This window comes from Mucilaginibacter sp. dw_454 (assembly GCF_018449775.1).
GTDB lineage: Bacteria > Bacteroidota > Bacteroidia > Sphingobacteriales > Sphingobacteriaceae > Mucilaginibacter.
The window spans coordinates 327031-343955 of record NZ_JAAVVB010000004.1; the positions used below are offsets into that span (position 1 = coordinate 327031).

Genomic DNA, 16925 nt, shown 5'->3' on the forward strand with positions numbered 1-16925 from the left:
AAATTTTAATTGTTAAAAAGTTAAGTCTACACCCACACCGTAAAATTTGGCCAGCGGATATCCTCTTGGGGTATCTGCACCTACGGTGTTATCCAGGTTGTTGCCAAACTCGGTTCCTTCCGGATCGGTAAATTTCAGCGGTGATATGGTCAGCAAATTCTGGGCGGTGAAATAAATCCTTGCTCTTGAAATGCTTACTTTTTTCAACATCGCTGCAGGGAAAGAATAGCCAACCTGTATATTCTTTAACCGGCCATAGGCTGTGTTAAATAAATACATGTCAGACCCTGTACGGAAGTTGTTGTTGTTAGGCACAGATCCGTTTTCGGCCAGGCGCGGATATTTGGCACCAGTATTAGTTGGCGTCCAGAAATCGCTTGAGCTATCGTAAACAGTACCGCCATAAGTAGTAAAGTGATATGGCTCAATCAACTCACCCCGGATAAGCTCCTGCCTTTTTAACACACCTTGTATAAATACAGTAGCGTCGAAGTTTTTAAAGGTGACATTATAGTTTAAACCGAACGTATAATGCGGGAACGGATCGCCCAGGATAAATTTATCATTAGCGTCAATAACACCATCATGATTCTTGTCCACAAACTTCCAGTCGCCCGGTGCCAAACCTGTAGGGTAATTGGCAAAGTGCGGATAGCTGGCTACATCGGCAGTAGTTTGGTACAAGCCATTGGTTTTATAACCCTGGTAAACGGTAATTGGCAAGCCTACACGTCGTACAAATTCAAACTCCTCGCGCTGGAAAACGTTTTCTGATTGATCAAAACTATAAGCCAGCAATTTACTGGTAGCGTTTGACAGGCTAAACGTTACACTATGACTAAACAACTCGCCGCGGGTGTTGTAGGTTAGTTTTACTTCCCATCCTTTATCCTGCACTTTTGAGATATTGTAGGTAGGCAAAGTTGAGCCAAATAATGACGGTACATCTTGCCGTGGCGCTAATATATTGCTGGTTGTTTTATTAAAATAATCTGCATCTACTAAGAAATGCCCCTTAAAGAAACTGGCGTTCAAACCAAGATCCAACGTTGCAGCACTTTCCCAGGTGATACCCGGGTTAGCCAAAGTTTGCGTGTACCCCACTACCGATGAGTTATTAAAAGCATACGCCGTACCTGTATTTACACCATAAGTGGTGATATATTGGTATGGACCCACGCTTTGGTTACCCAGGATACCGTAGTTACCGTGTACCCGCAAATCACCAACCTGGTCTTTATAATCTTTCATGAAATCCTCTTCCGTAGCACGCCATGACAGACCAACTGAGGGAAAAAATGCCCAGCGATGACCTGCTGCAAAGTTTGAAGACTCATCATCCCGGAAAGAAGCATCCAAATAATATTTGTTGTTGTATGAATATGACAGACGACCGAAAATAGAGTTCAAACTGGTTTCTTGTGTGTTTGATACCGAGTTGTAAGAATTAGTCCGGTCTGTTTGGGTAGCCGAAGTGGGAACGCCCAATAACGAGTCTGTTAAAGTTTGCCTAAACTGGCTGGCCTCAAACAAATACGACTCGTTAGCTACACCCACCAACACGTTGATATCATGTTTACCTATCGTTTTGGTATACTCGGCCAATAAGTTGGTGTTGGTACTTAATGCTTTTGCATTATAATCTGCAGTTGAGGCATCGGTATTTGATTGACCTGACGGGTAGTAAGTTAAAGGCACGCCCCTTACCAGTTGCGAGTTTGATTTAACTGTTCCGCCAAATACCGCCCTGATCTGGAAGGCAGGTGTAACATGATAGCCTACGGTAAAGCTGCCGTTGATCTCATCGTTATTATTATAATTGAACCCACCGTTTCTTAGCATATCCAGGGGGTTGTCAGTTACAAATCCGGTTATGTAGCGCCCTTGCGCATCCTGGAAGCTATCTGTTAATGGAGCGCGCAATGCATCGCCAATAACATCATTATAAGGTGCATTAGTTTGAACCTTTGCGTAAGTTAAATTCCATGAGGTGTTAAAATTACCCAGGGTTGCTGTTTGATTTAAACGGAAGTTAAAGCGCCTTAAACCGTAGGTACCATTGATATTGCTTTGCTCCAGAAAGCTGCGCTGATCCAGATATCCAAACGACATCAGGTAGGTGCTATTGGCCGAACCACCGCTTACGCTAAAATTTTGGTTGTTTTGTGGTGCATTATGCAAAATGGTTTCCAGGCGCCAATCGCCATTGCCTTTGTCTTTAATGGCTTGAATTTGCTCTGGCGTATATTGATCAGGCTTGCCGGAGTTTTCTAAAGACATGTTCTTGTCTTCTGCGTTAACCCAGGCGTCAACCGGGTGAAACTGTATTTTCGGTGTTTGCACGCCGTAAATACCATTGTAAGTTACTTTTGGCGGGCTATTCAGCTTACCTTTTTTAGTGGTCACCAAAATTACACCATTGGCAGAACGCGACCCATAAATAGCCGCCGATCCCGCATCTTTCAATATGGATATATTATCGATATCGTTCGGGTTCAGCGTATTGATGTTACCGCCAATAATACCGTCAATAACCACCAGCGGGTCGTTATTACCAGTGGTACCCGTACCGCGAATGTTTACGTTTAAGTTTCCGTCGGGGTTAGTAGGGTCATTACCTTTTTCCTGGATAATTAAATTGGGCGACTCGCCTTGTAAAGCCTGGAAGGTATTAGCAACTGCACGACCTTCGACAGCTTTTGAGGCATCAACACGGTCGACCGCGCCCGTTAGCGAGATCTTTTTTTGCGTGCCATAACCTACTACTACCACTTCGGTTAAAGCTTTATTAAGTGCCGCCAGTTTAACGTCGATAGTAGGTTTGTTATTAACCATTATCTCTTGAGCAGTATAACCTATATAACTAAATACAAGCGTTGCTGCACCGTCCGCAGAAATAGAGTAGTTACCATTGGCGTCGGTAGCAACACCTTCACCTGTTTCTTTGATCTTAACAGATACACCTATCAGTGTTTCGCCGGTAGTGGCGTCTGTTACTTTACCCTTCACGGTAATTGGCGGGGCGAAAAGGTTTTTGGTTGATTTTACAGCCGGTCTGGCTCCTGCAAAACTTACACCTGCTAACAGGATGAATATAATGCTACTTAAATACCCAAGTTTTGCGATAGGTATTTTAGTTGTTAAATGTTTTTTCATATCGGTTTAATTAATGTGATAGACAAATACTTAGATTTTTAAGTTTGGTTGATGGTTTTTTTCATTGGCTATTGATGGTTTTAAGATGGATGGTCATATAAAAGGGTTAATTAAAATGCAAGACGGATCGCTACAAGGTGTTGATACACAAAGCACACACGCAGGCTATTGCCCTTAACGGACTTTAAAATACAGTTTAATTAATCAGGGTAGATTAATTGGATTTGGGGAACTATTGGTTTCAAAAATTGACAAGCAATTATCTATCGCAGCGCTTAGCCGGTTAGTGACACATGCTACCGTTCAGCGTTGTTTTAAACAGCGCGTTTGGATTACGTTTTAATAGATAATTGCTTTGCAGGCAAATTGGCATGCCTATGGGTTAATAACAATAGCACTTAAGAGTGGTTTTTATTAACTTATAATTATTTATCAAATAGGTTTAACTAATTAATAATCAATAAATTAAAATTTGTTTAAATGGAGGCTGTTTTTAAAAAAGGCGGTTTAAACTATCAAGGAGGCTGTTTTCGGCAAGTAACTGCTTGAACAAACACGGCAAATACCGATAAAAAGAGTATTATTACAAAGCGGCAGAAAATGCAATAATCAACAACCCGTTTTAACTTATCCAACAATTGAATAAATGATTTTAGAAATAGCTATTCTTTACGTAAAACCCGGGCAAAGCGCTCAATTTGAAAACGATTTCAGAGAAGCCGGGAAATACATCAGTTCTGCTAAAGGCTATCAGCAGCACACCTTGCAGAAGTGTATAGAACAGGCAGACAAGTACGTCCTTTTAGTAGAGTGGGAGAAATTGGAAGATCATACCATAGGTTTCAGGCAATCTGACGCTTATTTAAGCTGGAAGGAATTACTACATCATTACTATGACCCATTCCCGGTGGTGGAACATTTTGAGGCTGTTGAACTTTAAATCAGCACCTTTTCATAGCAGTTAAAACGCATCGCCACTTTACCCGCTAACGGTATCTCTCCCGCGTACACGTAGCCTAGTTTAGGAAATAGTTTATTGGTTGCCGCATTAACCACATTGGTATCAACCCTTACTTTGCTTAGGTTTTGTTGTTGGGCAACCAGCTCTGCCTGTTGCATCAGTTTTGCAGCAATACCTTTTCCCTGGTGATGGATGCTTACCGCTAACCGATGCACTACAATGGTAATCTCGCTAATATCCCAACCGGCTTCTACGTATTCAGGGCTTTGGTCTGTAGTGATAGCAATGATGCCGGCAATAGATCCGTCTTCCTCAGCAAGCCAGAGTTGATTTTTCGCTATGTCAGCCTCAAATACACCCGGATTTGGATAGTGTCCATCCCACTGATAATTGCCGGCAGCATTCATAACCGGGACAACCTCGTTAATTAAACGCATGATCTGCGGTATGTCGGCTATATTGGCAAGGCGGATATTCATCCGCCAAAAATAGCGTTTTAAGCTTTTGTATATATGTCTCTGCTTTACTAATTTTAAAACCCGATTATAAGATCAACACAGCCAATTGAAATGAAATATTTCCTGATACTTTTTACTATAGCAACCCTGCATGCCAACGCGCAAACTACGTTAATTGGCAATAAAAAATATGTTGAAAGTGTGAACCACTGGACAGCCCTTTATACCGGTAAAGACAACGTATACAACCTGGGCTACATTTACATTGACCCGGCGGTTGGCCTTGCCGTACACCGCGAAGGAACTTTTATCATCAGCGGCAATAACTATATCCCTACCAAATTAGCATTGGGCAGTTTGATCACCATCCCGCTAAAAGACGATCAAACTAAAGTAACCTGGGTACCTCAAAGTAAATTTAAAGAACTGGAAATAGTTGCCGACCCTGAATGGCTACGTGCTAAAAAAATGGATACCACATCGGCAGCTTATTTGTTGAAATGGGGATTTACTTATAACTCAAGCCACGAACCCCAGAAAGCTTTGTATTACCTGGATAGGGTTAAAAAAATAAATCCAAATACCCCCGGCCTTGATTTCGAATATGCTTACGCCTACAATGCCCTGCACCAGTTTGATAAGTCTGAAGCCCTTTTAAGAAAATCATTAGCAGCACGGCCAACTGATCAGCGTATTTATAAAGAGTTGATCTATGAGGAGGTATTCTCTAACAATATGGACAAGGCCGAACAAAACTACAAGGCGGCGCTGCCCTATAGCAATACCGAACAAAAAGCCGATCTGGCTTATAATATCTGCCGCATTTATTATCAGCAAAAAAACAAGCCGAAATTTGACCAATGGGCGACCGAGGCTAAGAAATGGATTGAACCCAATTCAAAGCAAATGGATGGGCTTAATAAAATGATAGCAACACCCATACAGTAAGCCTTAACTTCGGTTAGTGATACATTTGTTACTTGTAAGATAATAATTGAGTAGCTATTTTAGGGTTGATCAATTATGCCTAAACACTGCGATTATGAAATACCTATTCATCATATTCACCTGCCTTACACTTGGCGCCAGCGCGCAAACTCCGTTAAGCTTTAATAAAGGTGTAATAGAAAGCGTTGATAAATGGGTTGCCGTTAGAACCAAAACTGATAGCGCCTACCTTTATGGTTTTGTTTATATGGACATATCGGCGGGGCCAACAATACATGCGGGGGGTAGTTTTAAAATTAATAAAGACGGTACTTTTACAGGAGCGAAACTGCCAATTACACAAAACATATTACAGCGATTACAAGAAAATTCGCCGGTAAGGTTTGCCTGGATACCTGCCGACAAGGTTAAAGAGCTACAAGAACCCGAAGAACCTTTTTGGCTAAAAGGCTACAAAACCGACACAACATCTACAGACTATTTATTTAGACTTGGCTTTACCTATAACGCCGGAAACGAGACTGACAGAGCACTGTACTATTTAAACCGGGTAAAAAAAGCTAATCCGGATTACCATGGCCTGGCTTTTGAATTTATATATGCCTACAATGCAACTAAACAGTACAGCAAAGCGGAAGCGGCCATTAACGATGAACTTAAGAAAACGCCCAAAGACGGTAACTTATATAAGGAATTGGTTTTTGCACAGGTAAAATCAGGTAAAATGCAACAGGCAGAAGACAGTTACAAACAAGCCATAACTTTTTGTAGTGCCGATCTTAAAACCGAGATGGCTTACAATATTACCTACACCTACTTCGAACAAAAAAATAAAGAGAAATTTAATGCCTGGGCCAATGACATGCAAAGCTGGCTGCCGGCAAATAGTCCGCCGTTACAAGGGCTGGCCAAAATGCGGCAAATAATCGGTCAGTAATATATAGCTAAGCTGCGTTTTCGCGATTATAACGGTGTTTATAATCAATGGGCGACAGGCCGGTGATCTTTTTAAATACCGTGCGGAAAGCTTTTACATCGGTATAGCCAACATCATACATTACCTCGTTAATATTCTTCGGCGTGTTTTCGAGATGTTTTTTGGCTGCTTCAATTTTTACACGTTGTATGTACTCGGCAGGTGTGTTGTTAGTGGCTTTTTTAAATCTGCGGATAAAATGACGGCGGCCGATGGCAAAACGGGTTGCCAGGTCCTCTATAGAGATCTTTTCGGTCAGGTTTTCTTCAATAAACTCCTGCGCTTTTTTTATAGGTTCGTCTTCATGCCGCTTCTGCCCGTTAAACATAATAAATGGCGATTGACTCTTACGGTCAATCTCGATAGCAAAAAACTTAGAAGCACGGATAGCCATTTCTCGGCCGGCATACCGCTCAACCAAATGCAAGAGCACGTTCCAGTAAGAAGACGCACCGCCGCTTGAGAACAAGCGCTCATTTTCGGTAATAATGCTACCATCAGTTAATGTAACGTTTGGAAACATCGCTCTGAAATCGTTGGCAAACAACCAGTGTGTTGAGCATGATTTGCCATCCAGCAAACCGGTCTCTGCCAATAAGAAAGCGCCTACACAAAGCGAGGTCACTTCGGCACCTTTATGATATTGATCAATGATCCACGGCACCAACTCCCGGTTACGCTCGATGCTGGTTTTCATATCGCCCCCTAAAGCGGGAATAATCACCAGGTCGGTTTTCTCAATATCGGCACATAAAGCATCTGTATTTACAGCAAATGCGCCGCCGCTTAGCTGCACCTGTGGCGACAGGCCAACTAATTTAATATCAAATGCGGGCTCTTTTCCGGCATCAATTAAAAACTGGTTCACGGCGCTAAATATATAGCGGGGATCAAAAATGGCGGCCAAAACGGCATCGTAGGGTACTAAGATTGATACGTGCTTCATCTTATTTTTTTATATTCACTTGTAATCAATACAAGTGCTTTATCAAATTTAATAAAATCGATTAAAGAAAAAACCATATGTCTCAAATCACCCCTTACAATGTCTCAACTCAACGTCACGCGGGTTAAACAGCTGATGTACATTTGTATTGTTAAATCATTAAAACAACCATAAACTTAAAACAACAATTAAAAACAATGAAAACAACAAAAATTTTATACTGGGTATTTAATGGATTATTTGCCTTTGTAATGTTTGGCTCCGCTATTCCTGATATCATGTCGTCGCCAGATGCCGTTAAAGGCATGCATGGCGGCTTGGGCTATCCACTATATTTTATTCCGTTTTTGGGTGTAGCAAAAGCATTAGGTGCTTTAACTATTATCATACCGGGTTTACCATCGAGATTAAAAGAATGGGCGTATGCTGGTTTAACTTTCGATTTAATTGCTGCCACCTATTCTATTCATAGTGTGCCGCAGCCTGATGGCCCATGGTACTTCATGATTATCTTCCTTGCACTGGCCGCAGCAGCTTACATTTATTACCACAAGAAACTGGCCTTAGGTAAACAACAAGCCTAACATCTACCCAAATAGCATATCATGAGAAAACTAAAGTTGCAGATGCAAATATCTATAGACGGGTATGTTGCCGGGCCAAATGGCGAAATGGACTGGATGTCATGGGGGTGGGGCGACGATATCAAAGCTTACGTTAAAGATTTGACGGCTCCTGTTGACACGATAGTGATGGGCCGCAAACTAGCCGAAGGCTTTATACCGCATTGGGCCGCAGCAGTAAAAACGCCCGAAGGCAATGATGAGTTTAGCCACAAAATGGTTGACACTGCAAAAGTTGTGTTCTCAAAAACATTAACCCAATCTGCCTGGGACAATACGACACTGGCTACCGGTGATTTGGTTGAAGAAATCAAAAAACTAAAAGCCACAAACGGCGGCGATATCATTACTTATGGCGGTGCAGGCTTTGCATCGTCATTAATTAAGGCGGGGTTGGTTGACGATTTCCATCTGTTTGTAAACCCCACAGCCATTGGCAACGGCATGCCGATATTTAAACTATTGGAGGGTAGACTGGGGCTGAAACTGGTAAAAGCTCATCCGTTTGAAGTTGGCATTGTAGCGTTGAACTACGTACCGGTATAACTAATAAAAGGCGGGTTGGCATGAGGCGGATAATAGTATCGATGAATATTACCATTGATGGTTTTATGGCCGGGCCGGACGGCGGGCTTGACTGGCACTTACAAAACTGGAGCACCGATATGTCTGACTTACTGGCCCAACAACTCAACACCGCTGACACCATATTACTAGGCAAAAATACTTACAGCGCAATGGCCGGTTACTGGCCCGCTGTAAGTACCTGCCTTTCGCTCTCGCGCGAGGATCTGGCTTATGCTGACATGATTAACCGCTACCCAAAAGTGGTTTGCTCGCGCACGCTAAAAACCCTCAGATGGGCAAATTCTAAACTCATCTCGGCAAATATCCGCCAGGAGATTTTGAAACTCAAGCAGCAACCGGGTAAAAATATCTTGATTTATGGCAGCCATAAACTGGTGCAATACCTTAACAGCCATAATTTGATTGACGAATACTTACTGTGGTTGTACCCGGTAAGTATTGGCAGCGGCATGCAACTTTTTAAGCAGCGGCAAAACTTGCAGCTTATAAATACGCAGACGCTACCATCGGGCGTTGTGGTGCTTAAATATAGCACCGGTATCAAACAACCTTAAAAGCCACCTACCCGTACTAATTAAAGTTTAACGTGCTTATGTAAATTATTGCTTTTGTGCGTTATAATTTACTCAGAGTGATATCTTTGAGTTATTAAGACCAATATACCTGCGGCCTACATTAAAAAATATTTATTGCTTTTTGCAGGCCGACCAATCCTTTATGTATAAACGCTTTCTTTATATACTTTTTTTGCTGATACCGCTTTGCTTTGGCAATCTTGCATATGCTCAAAAAAAATATACTATTGATGGAAGCGTAAAAGACGCCGCCACCGGCGAAACATTGATTGGCGCCACCGTAAGGTTGCAAGAAATACAACAAAACGGCGCAACAACCAACAATTACGGCTTTTTCTCGCTAACGGCGCCGGGCGGCGATTACACCCTGGTTATAAGCTACGTAGGGTATGCTACCACCACCCAATTGATCAAACTAAACAAAAACGCTTCTTTAAATATTTTATTAGCCAGCAATAATACGCTACAGGAGATCTCTATTAGCAGTAAGGCTCATAAAAGCGAGAACATAGATAACCCGCAAATGGGGGTAAACCGGCTCGATCTGAACCAGGTAAATAACGTGCCGGTAATTTTTGGCGAGAAGGATGTTATTAAAACTATCCAACTGCTACCGGGTGTAAAATCGACCGGCGAGGGTAATACCGGCTTTTACGTAAGGGGAGGAAATTCAGACCAAAACCTGATCTTGCTGGACGAGGCTGTGGTTTATAATGCTTCGCACTTATTTGGCTTCTTCTCTACTTTTAACTCAGATGCTATCAAAGATGTTGCTTTATATAAAGGCGGCATGCCGGCCGAATATGGCGGGCGACTATCATCCGTACTGGATATTAAGATGCTGGATGGTAACGACAAGAAATTGACTGTACAAGGTGGTATAGGCCTTATATCGTCGCGCATTAAAGTTGAAGGACCAATAGTGGCCGACAAAAGTTCTTTCATGATCAGTGCGCGCCGTACTTATGCCGATGTTTTTTTGAAGCTATCGCCAGACTCGTCAACACGGGGCGCCAGCCTGTATTTTTATGATCTGAATGCTAAGTTCCATTATCGTTTTGATGATAAAAACACGGTCTACCTATCGGGATATTTAGGTAAAGATGTATTGGGTTTGAAAGATAACTTTGCCACTAACTGGGGCAACCAAACGGGCACCTTACGTTTTACGCATATCTTCAATAACAAGCTATTTTTAAATTCGTCACTGATTTATAGCGATTACAATTTCCTGGTAGAAAGTTTTACCACAAACAATGATTTCAAGGTTACCTCCAGAATCCGGGATTTTAACCTGAAGGAAGATTTCCAATACTTTTTTTCTGATAACAATACTTTATCATTTGGTGTTAATGGCACGCATCATACTATATCGCCGGGCGATATTCAATCATCAAATTCATCAGATATTAACCCACAAAAAATCCAGCCACGTTATGGGCTCGAATCAGCTGCTTATGTTTCTGACGAATGGAAATTAGGCAGCAAGGTTGATCTTTTATATGGGGCAAGATTTTCTACATTCTCTTTATTTGGGCCAGGTAAGTTTACAACCTACAGCGCAGCCGACGTAGCCGAGTTTTACGGTAACTACAACCGGGGCGACATTGTAAAAACCTATATCAATCTTGAACCACGCTTTTCTTTAAGCTATAAGTTGAATGATGAAAACTCGCTGAAAGCATCCTATAACCGTAATACGCAAAACATCCATTTGATATCAAACTCAACGGCCAGTTCTCCAACTGATTTATATGTAATGAGCAGCAATAACATTAAGCCGGGAGTGTCTGATCAGCTGTCTATGGGTTATTTTAAAAACTTTGCCAATAACCAATATGAGTTTTCATCGGAAGTGTATTATAAAGCTTTACAAAACCAGGTAGATTATAAAAATGGCGCCGAGCTGATAGCTAACCAGGATGTGGAGTCGCAATTGATTTACGGCACCGGCCGCGCATACGGTTTGGAGCTTTTCTTTAAAAAACACTACGGCAAGTTTAACGGGTGGATTGGTTACACCCTATCAAAAACCGAAAACAAATTTGACGGCGTAAACAACGGCAATTACTTTGCCGCCACTTACGACAGGACGCACGACGTATCTGTTGTGGGTATTTACAAATTAAGCACCCGGTGGACACTCTCCAGCACCTTTGTATACGCAACCGGTAATGCGGTAACCTATCCGCATGGTAAATATGTAGTTGGCGGGCTTACTACTTTCTATTATGCCGACCGCAACACCGACCGTTTACCGGCTTACAGCCGCCTGGATTTAGGTGCTACCCTGGAGGGAAAGCCGCATAAACATTATCACTCCAGCTGGACATTCGGCTTATATAATGCCTACAACCGTAAAAACCCTTATACCATAACTTTCCAGGAAAATCCTGACGACCCTACCCGTACACAAGCTGTTAAAACAAGTTTGTTTGGCAGGATACCATCAATAACTTATAACTTTAATTTTTAGGATATGGCGGTGAAATACAGATTAGCGATTTTAATTTTTCTTAGCCTGGCAATTGCTTCCTGCAAAAAGGTGATAGATCTTAAATTAGGCAATGCAGCACAGCAATTAGTTATTGAGGGTAATGTAACAGACCAGTCTGGCCCCCAATTGGTAACCATAAGCCGGACGTTGCCCTTAGATAGTACAAATAGTTTCCCGGCGGTTACCAATGCCGATGTTGAGATCATTGACCGCAACGGAAAAGTTTATTCAACCATACAGCGCTCGCCCGGGTTTTATTATTCTACTTCATTTACAGGCCAACCTAATCAAACCTATCAGGTAAGAGCAGTTGTGGATGGTAAAACTTACCGTGCCGTTTCAACCATGCCGATTAAAGTAGCCATAGACTCGGTTGCGCTTTCTGTGCAGCAAATAGGTACCTCGCCCGAAAAAACCATCATTGTTTATTACCAGGATCAACCCGACACCGCTAATCAATATCGTTTTGTATTAACAGTAAACGGCGTGCGTGTAAAGCAAATATTTGCTATGAATGATCAATTTAACGATGGCAAGCTTGTGCAAGCCTATTTATATCAGGACGACATTAAATTAAAAAGCGGCGACCACGTAAATATTGAAATGCAATGCATTGATATTAATATGTATACCTACTGGTACACCTTTTCTCAACAATCGGCTAACGGGTTTAGCTCTACCACCCCCAGTAACCCCGCGAGCGATTTTTTTGACAGCCCCCCGGTGTTAGGCTATTTTAGCGCACACACTACAGAGCGGCGCGATATTATTATCCCTTAATAAAGAAGTATTAGTTTGCAGTTTGCCTGGCAGGTTGTGCAACCAAAAAGTCTTTTAAAGCGGCCAGCTTATCGGTATTAATTAAGTCGACGCCGCAGCTTAAAATTTCTTTCCAGACGGCTTTATTATCCGGCGATGCCCATAACCTTACCTGATCGCCGTTTTTATGCGCTATGGTTACGTAATTTAACAGACGCAGCCTTTCACGCGGAGATATAAGGCCATTGCCTTTCCACTTTAATAATTTTGAGTATTTACAACTAGCCATGCGGGCCACATTGGCTACAGTATCGCGGTCTACTTTACGAAGGTCTTCATCAATAAATACCAGGCGACTTTTTTCTGCCTTCACCTCATCGTAAGGTTTATGCCCGGACAGCACAATGGTTACCGCACCTGTAGTAACATTGCCGTTATCATAACTTGAAAGTATAGATTTGTATTTCTCCAGTACGTCTTCTAATGCAGCATAGGTTTTGTTAGCATCGGTTTTAATGTCAATCATTAATGTTACCGGCTCCTTATGCCCCTGGTAAACGCAGCCATTATTAGCGGTTATTTGCGCTAACAAGGGTTTTAGGTATAAATTCTCGAGCGTACGCTTACCCTTAAAATAAGGATTGATATGTGCTACAACCAGTTTATTATGGTGTAAGAAAATATCGGCTTCAATGTGCGTGTAACCATTATTTTCGGCATCAAGCAACGGCCGCTTGTGCAAATAATCGTTATGTGCAAAACCATTCTCCAACATCACACATTGCGCATTGGCTATAATCGGGAGTATTAGGATCAAGCCGGCAATAAAAATCTTTCTCACAGTATCAGTCAGGGGTATCAACATTTATAAAAGTATCATTTTTGTTACTTTTATAAATCTATGACTCTGTAATGACAATATGAAACTTTTGAAGAATTCTAATATTATTCTAATGTGGGCTTAACGCCCCATAGCTAAATCATGAAATTTCGAATTATTAATCAACAAAAAAAGCCGATCGTAAACGACCGGCTTTCCCTAATAAACTAATATATATCAATTACCCGAATCTGACGGGATTAATACCAATTTCACTAAAATGTCGTTTGTTGGTTTAACAGGCACGCCGCCCCCAATTGGTTGTGCGTAAACAACCATATAAAGGTTTCCGTTGTTGGTATAATGGAAATAGCTATAAGATACACCATTGTACACTTCTGGAATTTGCTCGTATACACCTTGAAAATAAGAGAAGTAAACTAAGGTAGCATCGCTGTCATTTAAAAAGAACTGCGTTGCATTAGGTAGTTTAATTGAAATTGAATCTGACTTACCATCGGTAGTTTGAGTCCATTGCGACGCAGCAATTGTTGCATTAAAAGTTTGATTTGGAACCACATTGGTTATGTACGTTTTTTTACATGAGGCTAAAGTAGCCACTACAATGGCCACACAAGCGATAGATAAGATTTTTTTCATAGCAATATTATTTTTTTCAGAAGTAAGATACTTGTAGAACGAAAAGGTTTAATACTTAGTTTATTTTTTTTTGATTTATTTTCTCGGGGATAAACGCACCACAATAATATCTTATAAAAAATACCCGCTGTGGGGCGGGTATTTTTTATATTATTAAATATTAATTCTGCTCTTCTTGCTTAGGTTTTTTGCCCGAAGCTTTTTTGGGAGAGATTTTAATCTCTTCAGCTTCTTTGTCATAATCAACCAGCATGATATCGCCTTCGTTCAATTCGCCTTTTAATATTTCTTCGGCAATTGGGTCTTCCAGATATTTCTGGATAGCACGTTTTAAAGGGCGAGCACCAAACTGCGAATCATATCCTTTTTCGGCAATGAATTTTTTAGCGGTTTCGGTTAATTCAATTTTATAACCCAAGCTGTTAACTCGGCCAAACAAAGCGGCTAACTCAATATCAATGATCTTGAAGATTTCATCCTCGCCTAACGAGTTAAATACAATCACGTCATCGATACGGTTCAAAAACTCTGGTGAAAACGCGCGTTTCAAAGCATTCTCGATAACACCTCTCGAGTGCTGATCTGCCTGGGTAGTTTTAGCATTGGTGCTAAAGCCCACACCCTGACCAAAGTCTTTCAACTGGCGTGCGCCAATGTTTGAGGTCATGATAATGATTGCATTTCTGAAATCAACTTTGCGGCCCAATGAGTCAGTTAACTGTCCTTCGTCTAACACTTGTAACAAGATGTTAAACACATCCGGGTGAGCTTTTTCAATCTCATCCAACAATATTACTGCATACGGTTTACGACGCACCTTTTCGGTCAACTGTCCGCCTTCTTCATAACCCACATAGCCCGGAGGCGCACCTACTAAACGAGATACCGCAAATTTCTCCATGTACTCGCTCATGTCAATCTGGATCAAAGCATCCTCAGTATCAAACATAAAGCGCGCAAGCTCTTTAGCTAACTCGGTTTTACCAACACCTGTAGGGCCTAAGAAAATAAAAGAACCAATTGGTTTTTTAGGATCTTTCAAACCTGCACGGGTGCGTTGGATAGCACGGGTTAGTTTCTTAATAGCATCATCCTGGCCAATAATTTTGTTACCAATGGTGCCAGACATGTTCAACAGTTTTTGGCTGTCTGTTTGTCCAACTTTTTGCACCGGGATACCGGTCATCATAGATACTACCTCGGCAACGTTGTCTTCAGTTACCGTATAGCGTTTTGATTTTGTTTCAGCTTCCCACGCAGATTTGGCTTGCTCCAATTCTTCAAGCAGGTGCTTTTCCGTATCGCGCAATTTAGCGGCCTCTTCGTATTTCTGGCTGCGTACTACTTTGTTTTTCTCAACCTTGATCTGCTCTATCTTGTTCTCGATATCCAAAATCTCTTGTGGAACATGGATATTGGTTAAGTGAACACGCGATCCTGATTCGTCTAAAGCATCAATAGCTTTATCCGGTAAGAAACGGTCGGTAATATATCTTGTAGTTAAAGTAACACAAGCCAAAATAGCTTCGTCGGTATAAGTTACACCGTGGTGCTCTTCGTATTTTTCTTTAATGCGATTTAATATCTCAACAGTTTCATCAGGCGTAGCCGGTTCAACCATCACTTTTTGGAAACGACGATCTAAAGCGCCGTCTTTTTCAATAAACTGACGATACTCGTCTAAAGTTGTTGCGCCAATGCATTGGATCTCTCCACGAGCCAAAGCCGGTTTAAACATATTCGATGCATCTAATGAACCAGAGGCACCACCTGCACCAACTATGGTATGAATCTCGTCAATAAACAAGATCACATCAGGCGATTTTTCCAGCTCGTTCATTACGGCTTTCATACGCTCTTCAAACTGGCCGCGATATTTTGTACCTGCTACCAATGAAGCCAGGTCTAAAGTAACCACACGTTTGTTAAACAATACACGCGATACTTTACGCTGCACAATACGTAATGCCAAACCTTCGGCGATGGCAGATTTACCAACACCCGGCTCGCCAATTAAAATTGGGTTATTCTTTTTACGACGTGATAAGATTTGCGAAACACGCTCAATCTCTTTTTCACGGCCAACAATCGGGTCAAGTTTACCATCCTCGGCAGCGCGGGTTAAATCGCGGCCAAAGTTGTCAAGCACCGGTGTTTTTGATTTAATGTCAGAAACCTTTTTAGGCTGATTAAATGCTTCTTCTTCTTTGAAGTCGTCATCACCGCCTGTCGGCGATCCCGGCATCTCGTCGGTTATGTTGTTTTTGTGCGATTCAACCTCGCCTTTAAACACTTCATAGTTGACGTTATACTGCATCAGTATTTGTGATGCAATGTTATCTTCATCGCGCAAAATAGATAGCAATAAATGCTCGGTACCTATTACATCGCTTTTAAATATTTTAGCTTCAAGGTAAGTTATCTTCAATACTTTTTCGGCTTGTTTAGTTAGCGGGATGCTGCCAATATGTACGTTAGTTCCTATAGTTCCTTTCACAGCGTCTTCGACAGAACGACGCAATCTTGCTGTATCAACTGCCAGTTCTCTAAGCAGTTTTATAGCTACACCGTCTCCATCACGGATAAGGCCAAGCAAAAGATGTTCTGTACCAATATAGTCGTGTCCAAGGCGCAATGCCTCTTCCCTGCTGTACTGTATCACATCCTTAACCCGTGGCGAAAATTTTGCTTCCATATATACTCCTATTATACGTCCTAATATATTAATTAGTTACTATACTTAGAACGCCTTCTTTTTCCTATTTTATCAACAATATTGCTGCCAATATTAATTCTTAGCAATAAACAGACATTATTATGATGTGCAATCTATTAAAAGTTAAACTTTATGCAACATTTATTACCAGAATTTAACTTAATCCTATGTTAAATCGATGTTATAACGCTGCTAATTATGTGTTTGATATGGGTAAACGCCAATAGTTTAGCCTCTATAGG

14 protein-coding genes are annotated in these 16925 nt (G+C 41.5%); 8 read left to right on the forward strand and 6 right to left on the reverse strand.

Features of this window, described 5'->3' with window-relative positions:
* Window positions 1-12: 12 nt before the first annotated feature.
* Complete coding sequence (locus HB679_RS14825; protein ID WP_214072781.1) at window positions 13-3156, reverse strand: TonB-dependent receptor; 3144 nt, start codon at window positions 3154-3156, stop codon at window positions 13-15.
* Between the two features lie 646 nt (window positions 3157-3802).
* Between HB679_RS14825 and HB679_RS14830 the strand changes: the two genes are divergently transcribed.
* Window positions 3803-4096, forward strand: a complete 294-nt coding sequence (locus HB679_RS14830; RefSeq protein ID WP_214072782.1) for an antibiotic biosynthesis monooxygenase — start codon at window positions 3803-3805, stop codon at window positions 4094-4096.
* On the opposite strand, the gene HB679_RS14835 is transcribed toward HB679_RS14830, so the two are convergent.
* On the reverse strand, window positions 4093-4596 hold the full coding sequence (locus HB679_RS14835; protein WP_214072783.1) for a GNAT family N-acetyltransferase: 504 nt from the start codon (window positions 4594-4596) through the stop codon (window positions 4093-4095). The two genes, HB679_RS14830 and HB679_RS14835, sit on opposite strands and share 4 nt — an antisense overlap.
* A 90-nt stretch (window positions 4597-4686) precedes the next feature.
* Between HB679_RS14835 and HB679_RS14840 the strand changes: the two genes are divergently transcribed.
* Together HB679_RS14840 and HB679_RS14845 are read left to right on the forward strand one after the other, a co-directional pair.
* Window positions 4687-5523: a hypothetical protein gene (locus HB679_RS14840; RefSeq protein WP_214072784.1), complete on the forward strand. Its 837-nt coding sequence runs from the start codon at window positions 4687-4689 to the stop codon at window positions 5521-5523.
* 94 nt (window positions 5524-5617) lie between these two features.
* Window positions 5618-6460: a hypothetical protein gene (locus HB679_RS14845; RefSeq protein ID WP_214072785.1), complete on the forward strand. Its 843-nt coding sequence runs from the start codon at window positions 5618-5620 to the stop codon at window positions 6458-6460.
* 7 nt (window positions 6461-6467) lie between these two features.
* On the opposite strand, the gene HB679_RS14850 is transcribed toward HB679_RS14845, so the two are convergent.
* Window positions 6468-7445 carry a helix-turn-helix domain-containing protein gene (locus HB679_RS14850; protein ID WP_214072786.1) on the reverse strand — a complete coding sequence of 326 codons (978 nt, stop codon included), beginning with the start codon at window positions 7443-7445 and terminating at the stop codon, window positions 6468-6470.
* A gap of 197 nt (window positions 7446-7642) precedes the next feature.
* On the opposite strand from HB679_RS14850, the gene HB679_RS14855 reads away from it, so the two are divergent.
* From HB679_RS14855 to HB679_RS14875, 5 genes are all read left to right on the forward strand, one after another.
* Window positions 7643-8029 carry a DoxX family protein gene (locus HB679_RS14855; RefSeq protein ID WP_214072787.1) on the forward strand — a complete coding sequence of 129 codons (387 nt, stop codon included), beginning with the start codon at window positions 7643-7645 and terminating at the stop codon, window positions 8027-8029.
* 21 nt (window positions 8030-8050) lie between these two features.
* Entirely contained in the window at window positions 8051-8614 is a 564-nt protein-coding gene (locus tag HB679_RS14860) for a dihydrofolate reductase family protein (protein ID WP_214072788.1), read from the forward strand.
* Window positions 8615-8634: 20 nt separating this feature from the next.
* Entirely contained in the window at window positions 8635-9210 is a 576-nt protein-coding gene (locus tag HB679_RS14865) for a dihydrofolate reductase family protein (RefSeq protein ID WP_255547620.1), read from the forward strand.
* A gap of 163 nt (window positions 9211-9373) precedes the next feature.
* Window positions 9374-11707, forward strand: coding sequence for a TonB-dependent receptor (locus HB679_RS14870; RefSeq protein WP_214072790.1), 2334 nt, complete (start codon window positions 9374-9376; stop codon window positions 11705-11707).
* A 3-nt stretch (window positions 11708-11710) separates the two neighbouring features.
* Window positions 11711-12508 (forward strand): DUF4249 domain-containing protein, encoded by a 798-nt coding sequence (locus HB679_RS14875; protein WP_214072791.1) that lies wholly within the window; start codon window positions 11711-11713, stop codon window positions 12506-12508.
* Between the two features lie 10 nt (window positions 12509-12518).
* Here HB679_RS14875 and HB679_RS14880 read toward each other — a convergent pair whose 3' ends face one another.
* The 3 genes from HB679_RS14880 to HB679_RS14890 form a co-directional block, all read right to left on the reverse strand.
* Entirely contained in the window at window positions 12519-13328 is an 810-nt protein-coding gene (locus HB679_RS14880; protein ID WP_346345157.1) for a phosphatidylinositol-specific phospholipase C/glycerophosphodiester phosphodiesterase family protein, read from the reverse strand.
* A 216-nt stretch (window positions 13329-13544) separates the two neighbouring features.
* Window positions 13545-13967 (reverse strand): hypothetical protein, encoded by a 423-nt coding sequence (locus HB679_RS14885; RefSeq protein WP_214072793.1) that lies wholly within the window; start codon window positions 13965-13967, stop codon window positions 13545-13547.
* Between the two features lie 160 nt (window positions 13968-14127).
* Window positions 14128-16662, reverse strand: a complete 2535-nt coding sequence (locus HB679_RS14890; protein ID WP_214072794.1) for an ATP-dependent Clp protease ATP-binding subunit — start codon at window positions 16660-16662, stop codon at window positions 14128-14130.
* Window positions 16663-16925: the final 263 nt, after the last annotated feature.

Coding starts and splice junctions, on each gene's coding strand:
- HB679_RS14825 (WP_214072781.1), bottom strand. CDS start 3,156: ATGAAAAAACATTTAACAACTAAAATACCTATCGCAAAACTTGGGTAT.
- HB679_RS14830 (WP_214072782.1), top strand. CDS start 3,803: ATGATTTTAGAAATAGCTATTCTTTACGTAAAACCCGGGCAAAGCGCT.
- HB679_RS14835 (WP_214072783.1), bottom strand. CDS start 4,596: ATGAATATCCGCCTTGCCAATATAGCCGACATACCGCAGATCATGCGT.
- HB679_RS14840 (WP_214072784.1), top strand. CDS start 4,687: ATGAAATATTTCCTGATACTTTTTACTATAGCAACCCTGCATGCCAAC.
- HB679_RS14845 (WP_214072785.1), top strand. CDS start 5,618: ATGAAATACCTATTCATCATATTCACCTGCCTTACACTTGGCGCCAGC.
- HB679_RS14850 (WP_214072786.1), bottom strand. CDS start 7,445: ATGAAGCACGTATCAATCTTAGTACCCTACGATGCCGTTTTGGCCGCC.
- HB679_RS14855 (WP_214072787.1), top strand. CDS start 7,643: ATGAAAACAACAAAAATTTTATACTGGGTATTTAATGGATTATTTGCC.
- HB679_RS14860 (WP_214072788.1), top strand. CDS start 8,051: ATGAGAAAACTAAAGTTGCAGATGCAAATATCTATAGACGGGTATGTT.
- HB679_RS14865 (WP_255547620.1), top strand. CDS start 8,635: ATGAGGCGGATAATAGTATCGATGAATATTACCATTGATGGTTTTATG.
- HB679_RS14870 (WP_214072790.1), top strand. CDS start 9,374: ATGTATAAACGCTTTCTTTATATACTTTTTTTGCTGATACCGCTTTGC.
- HB679_RS14875 (WP_214072791.1), top strand. CDS start 11,711: ATGGCGGTGAAATACAGATTAGCGATTTTAATTTTTCTTAGCCTGGCA.
- HB679_RS14885 (WP_214072793.1), bottom strand. CDS start 13,967: ATGAAAAAAATCTTATCTATCGCTTGTGTGGCCATTGTAGTGGCTACT.
- HB679_RS14890 (WP_214072794.1), bottom strand. CDS start 16,662: ATGGAAGCAAAATTTTCGCCACGGGTTAAGGATGTGATACAGTACAGC.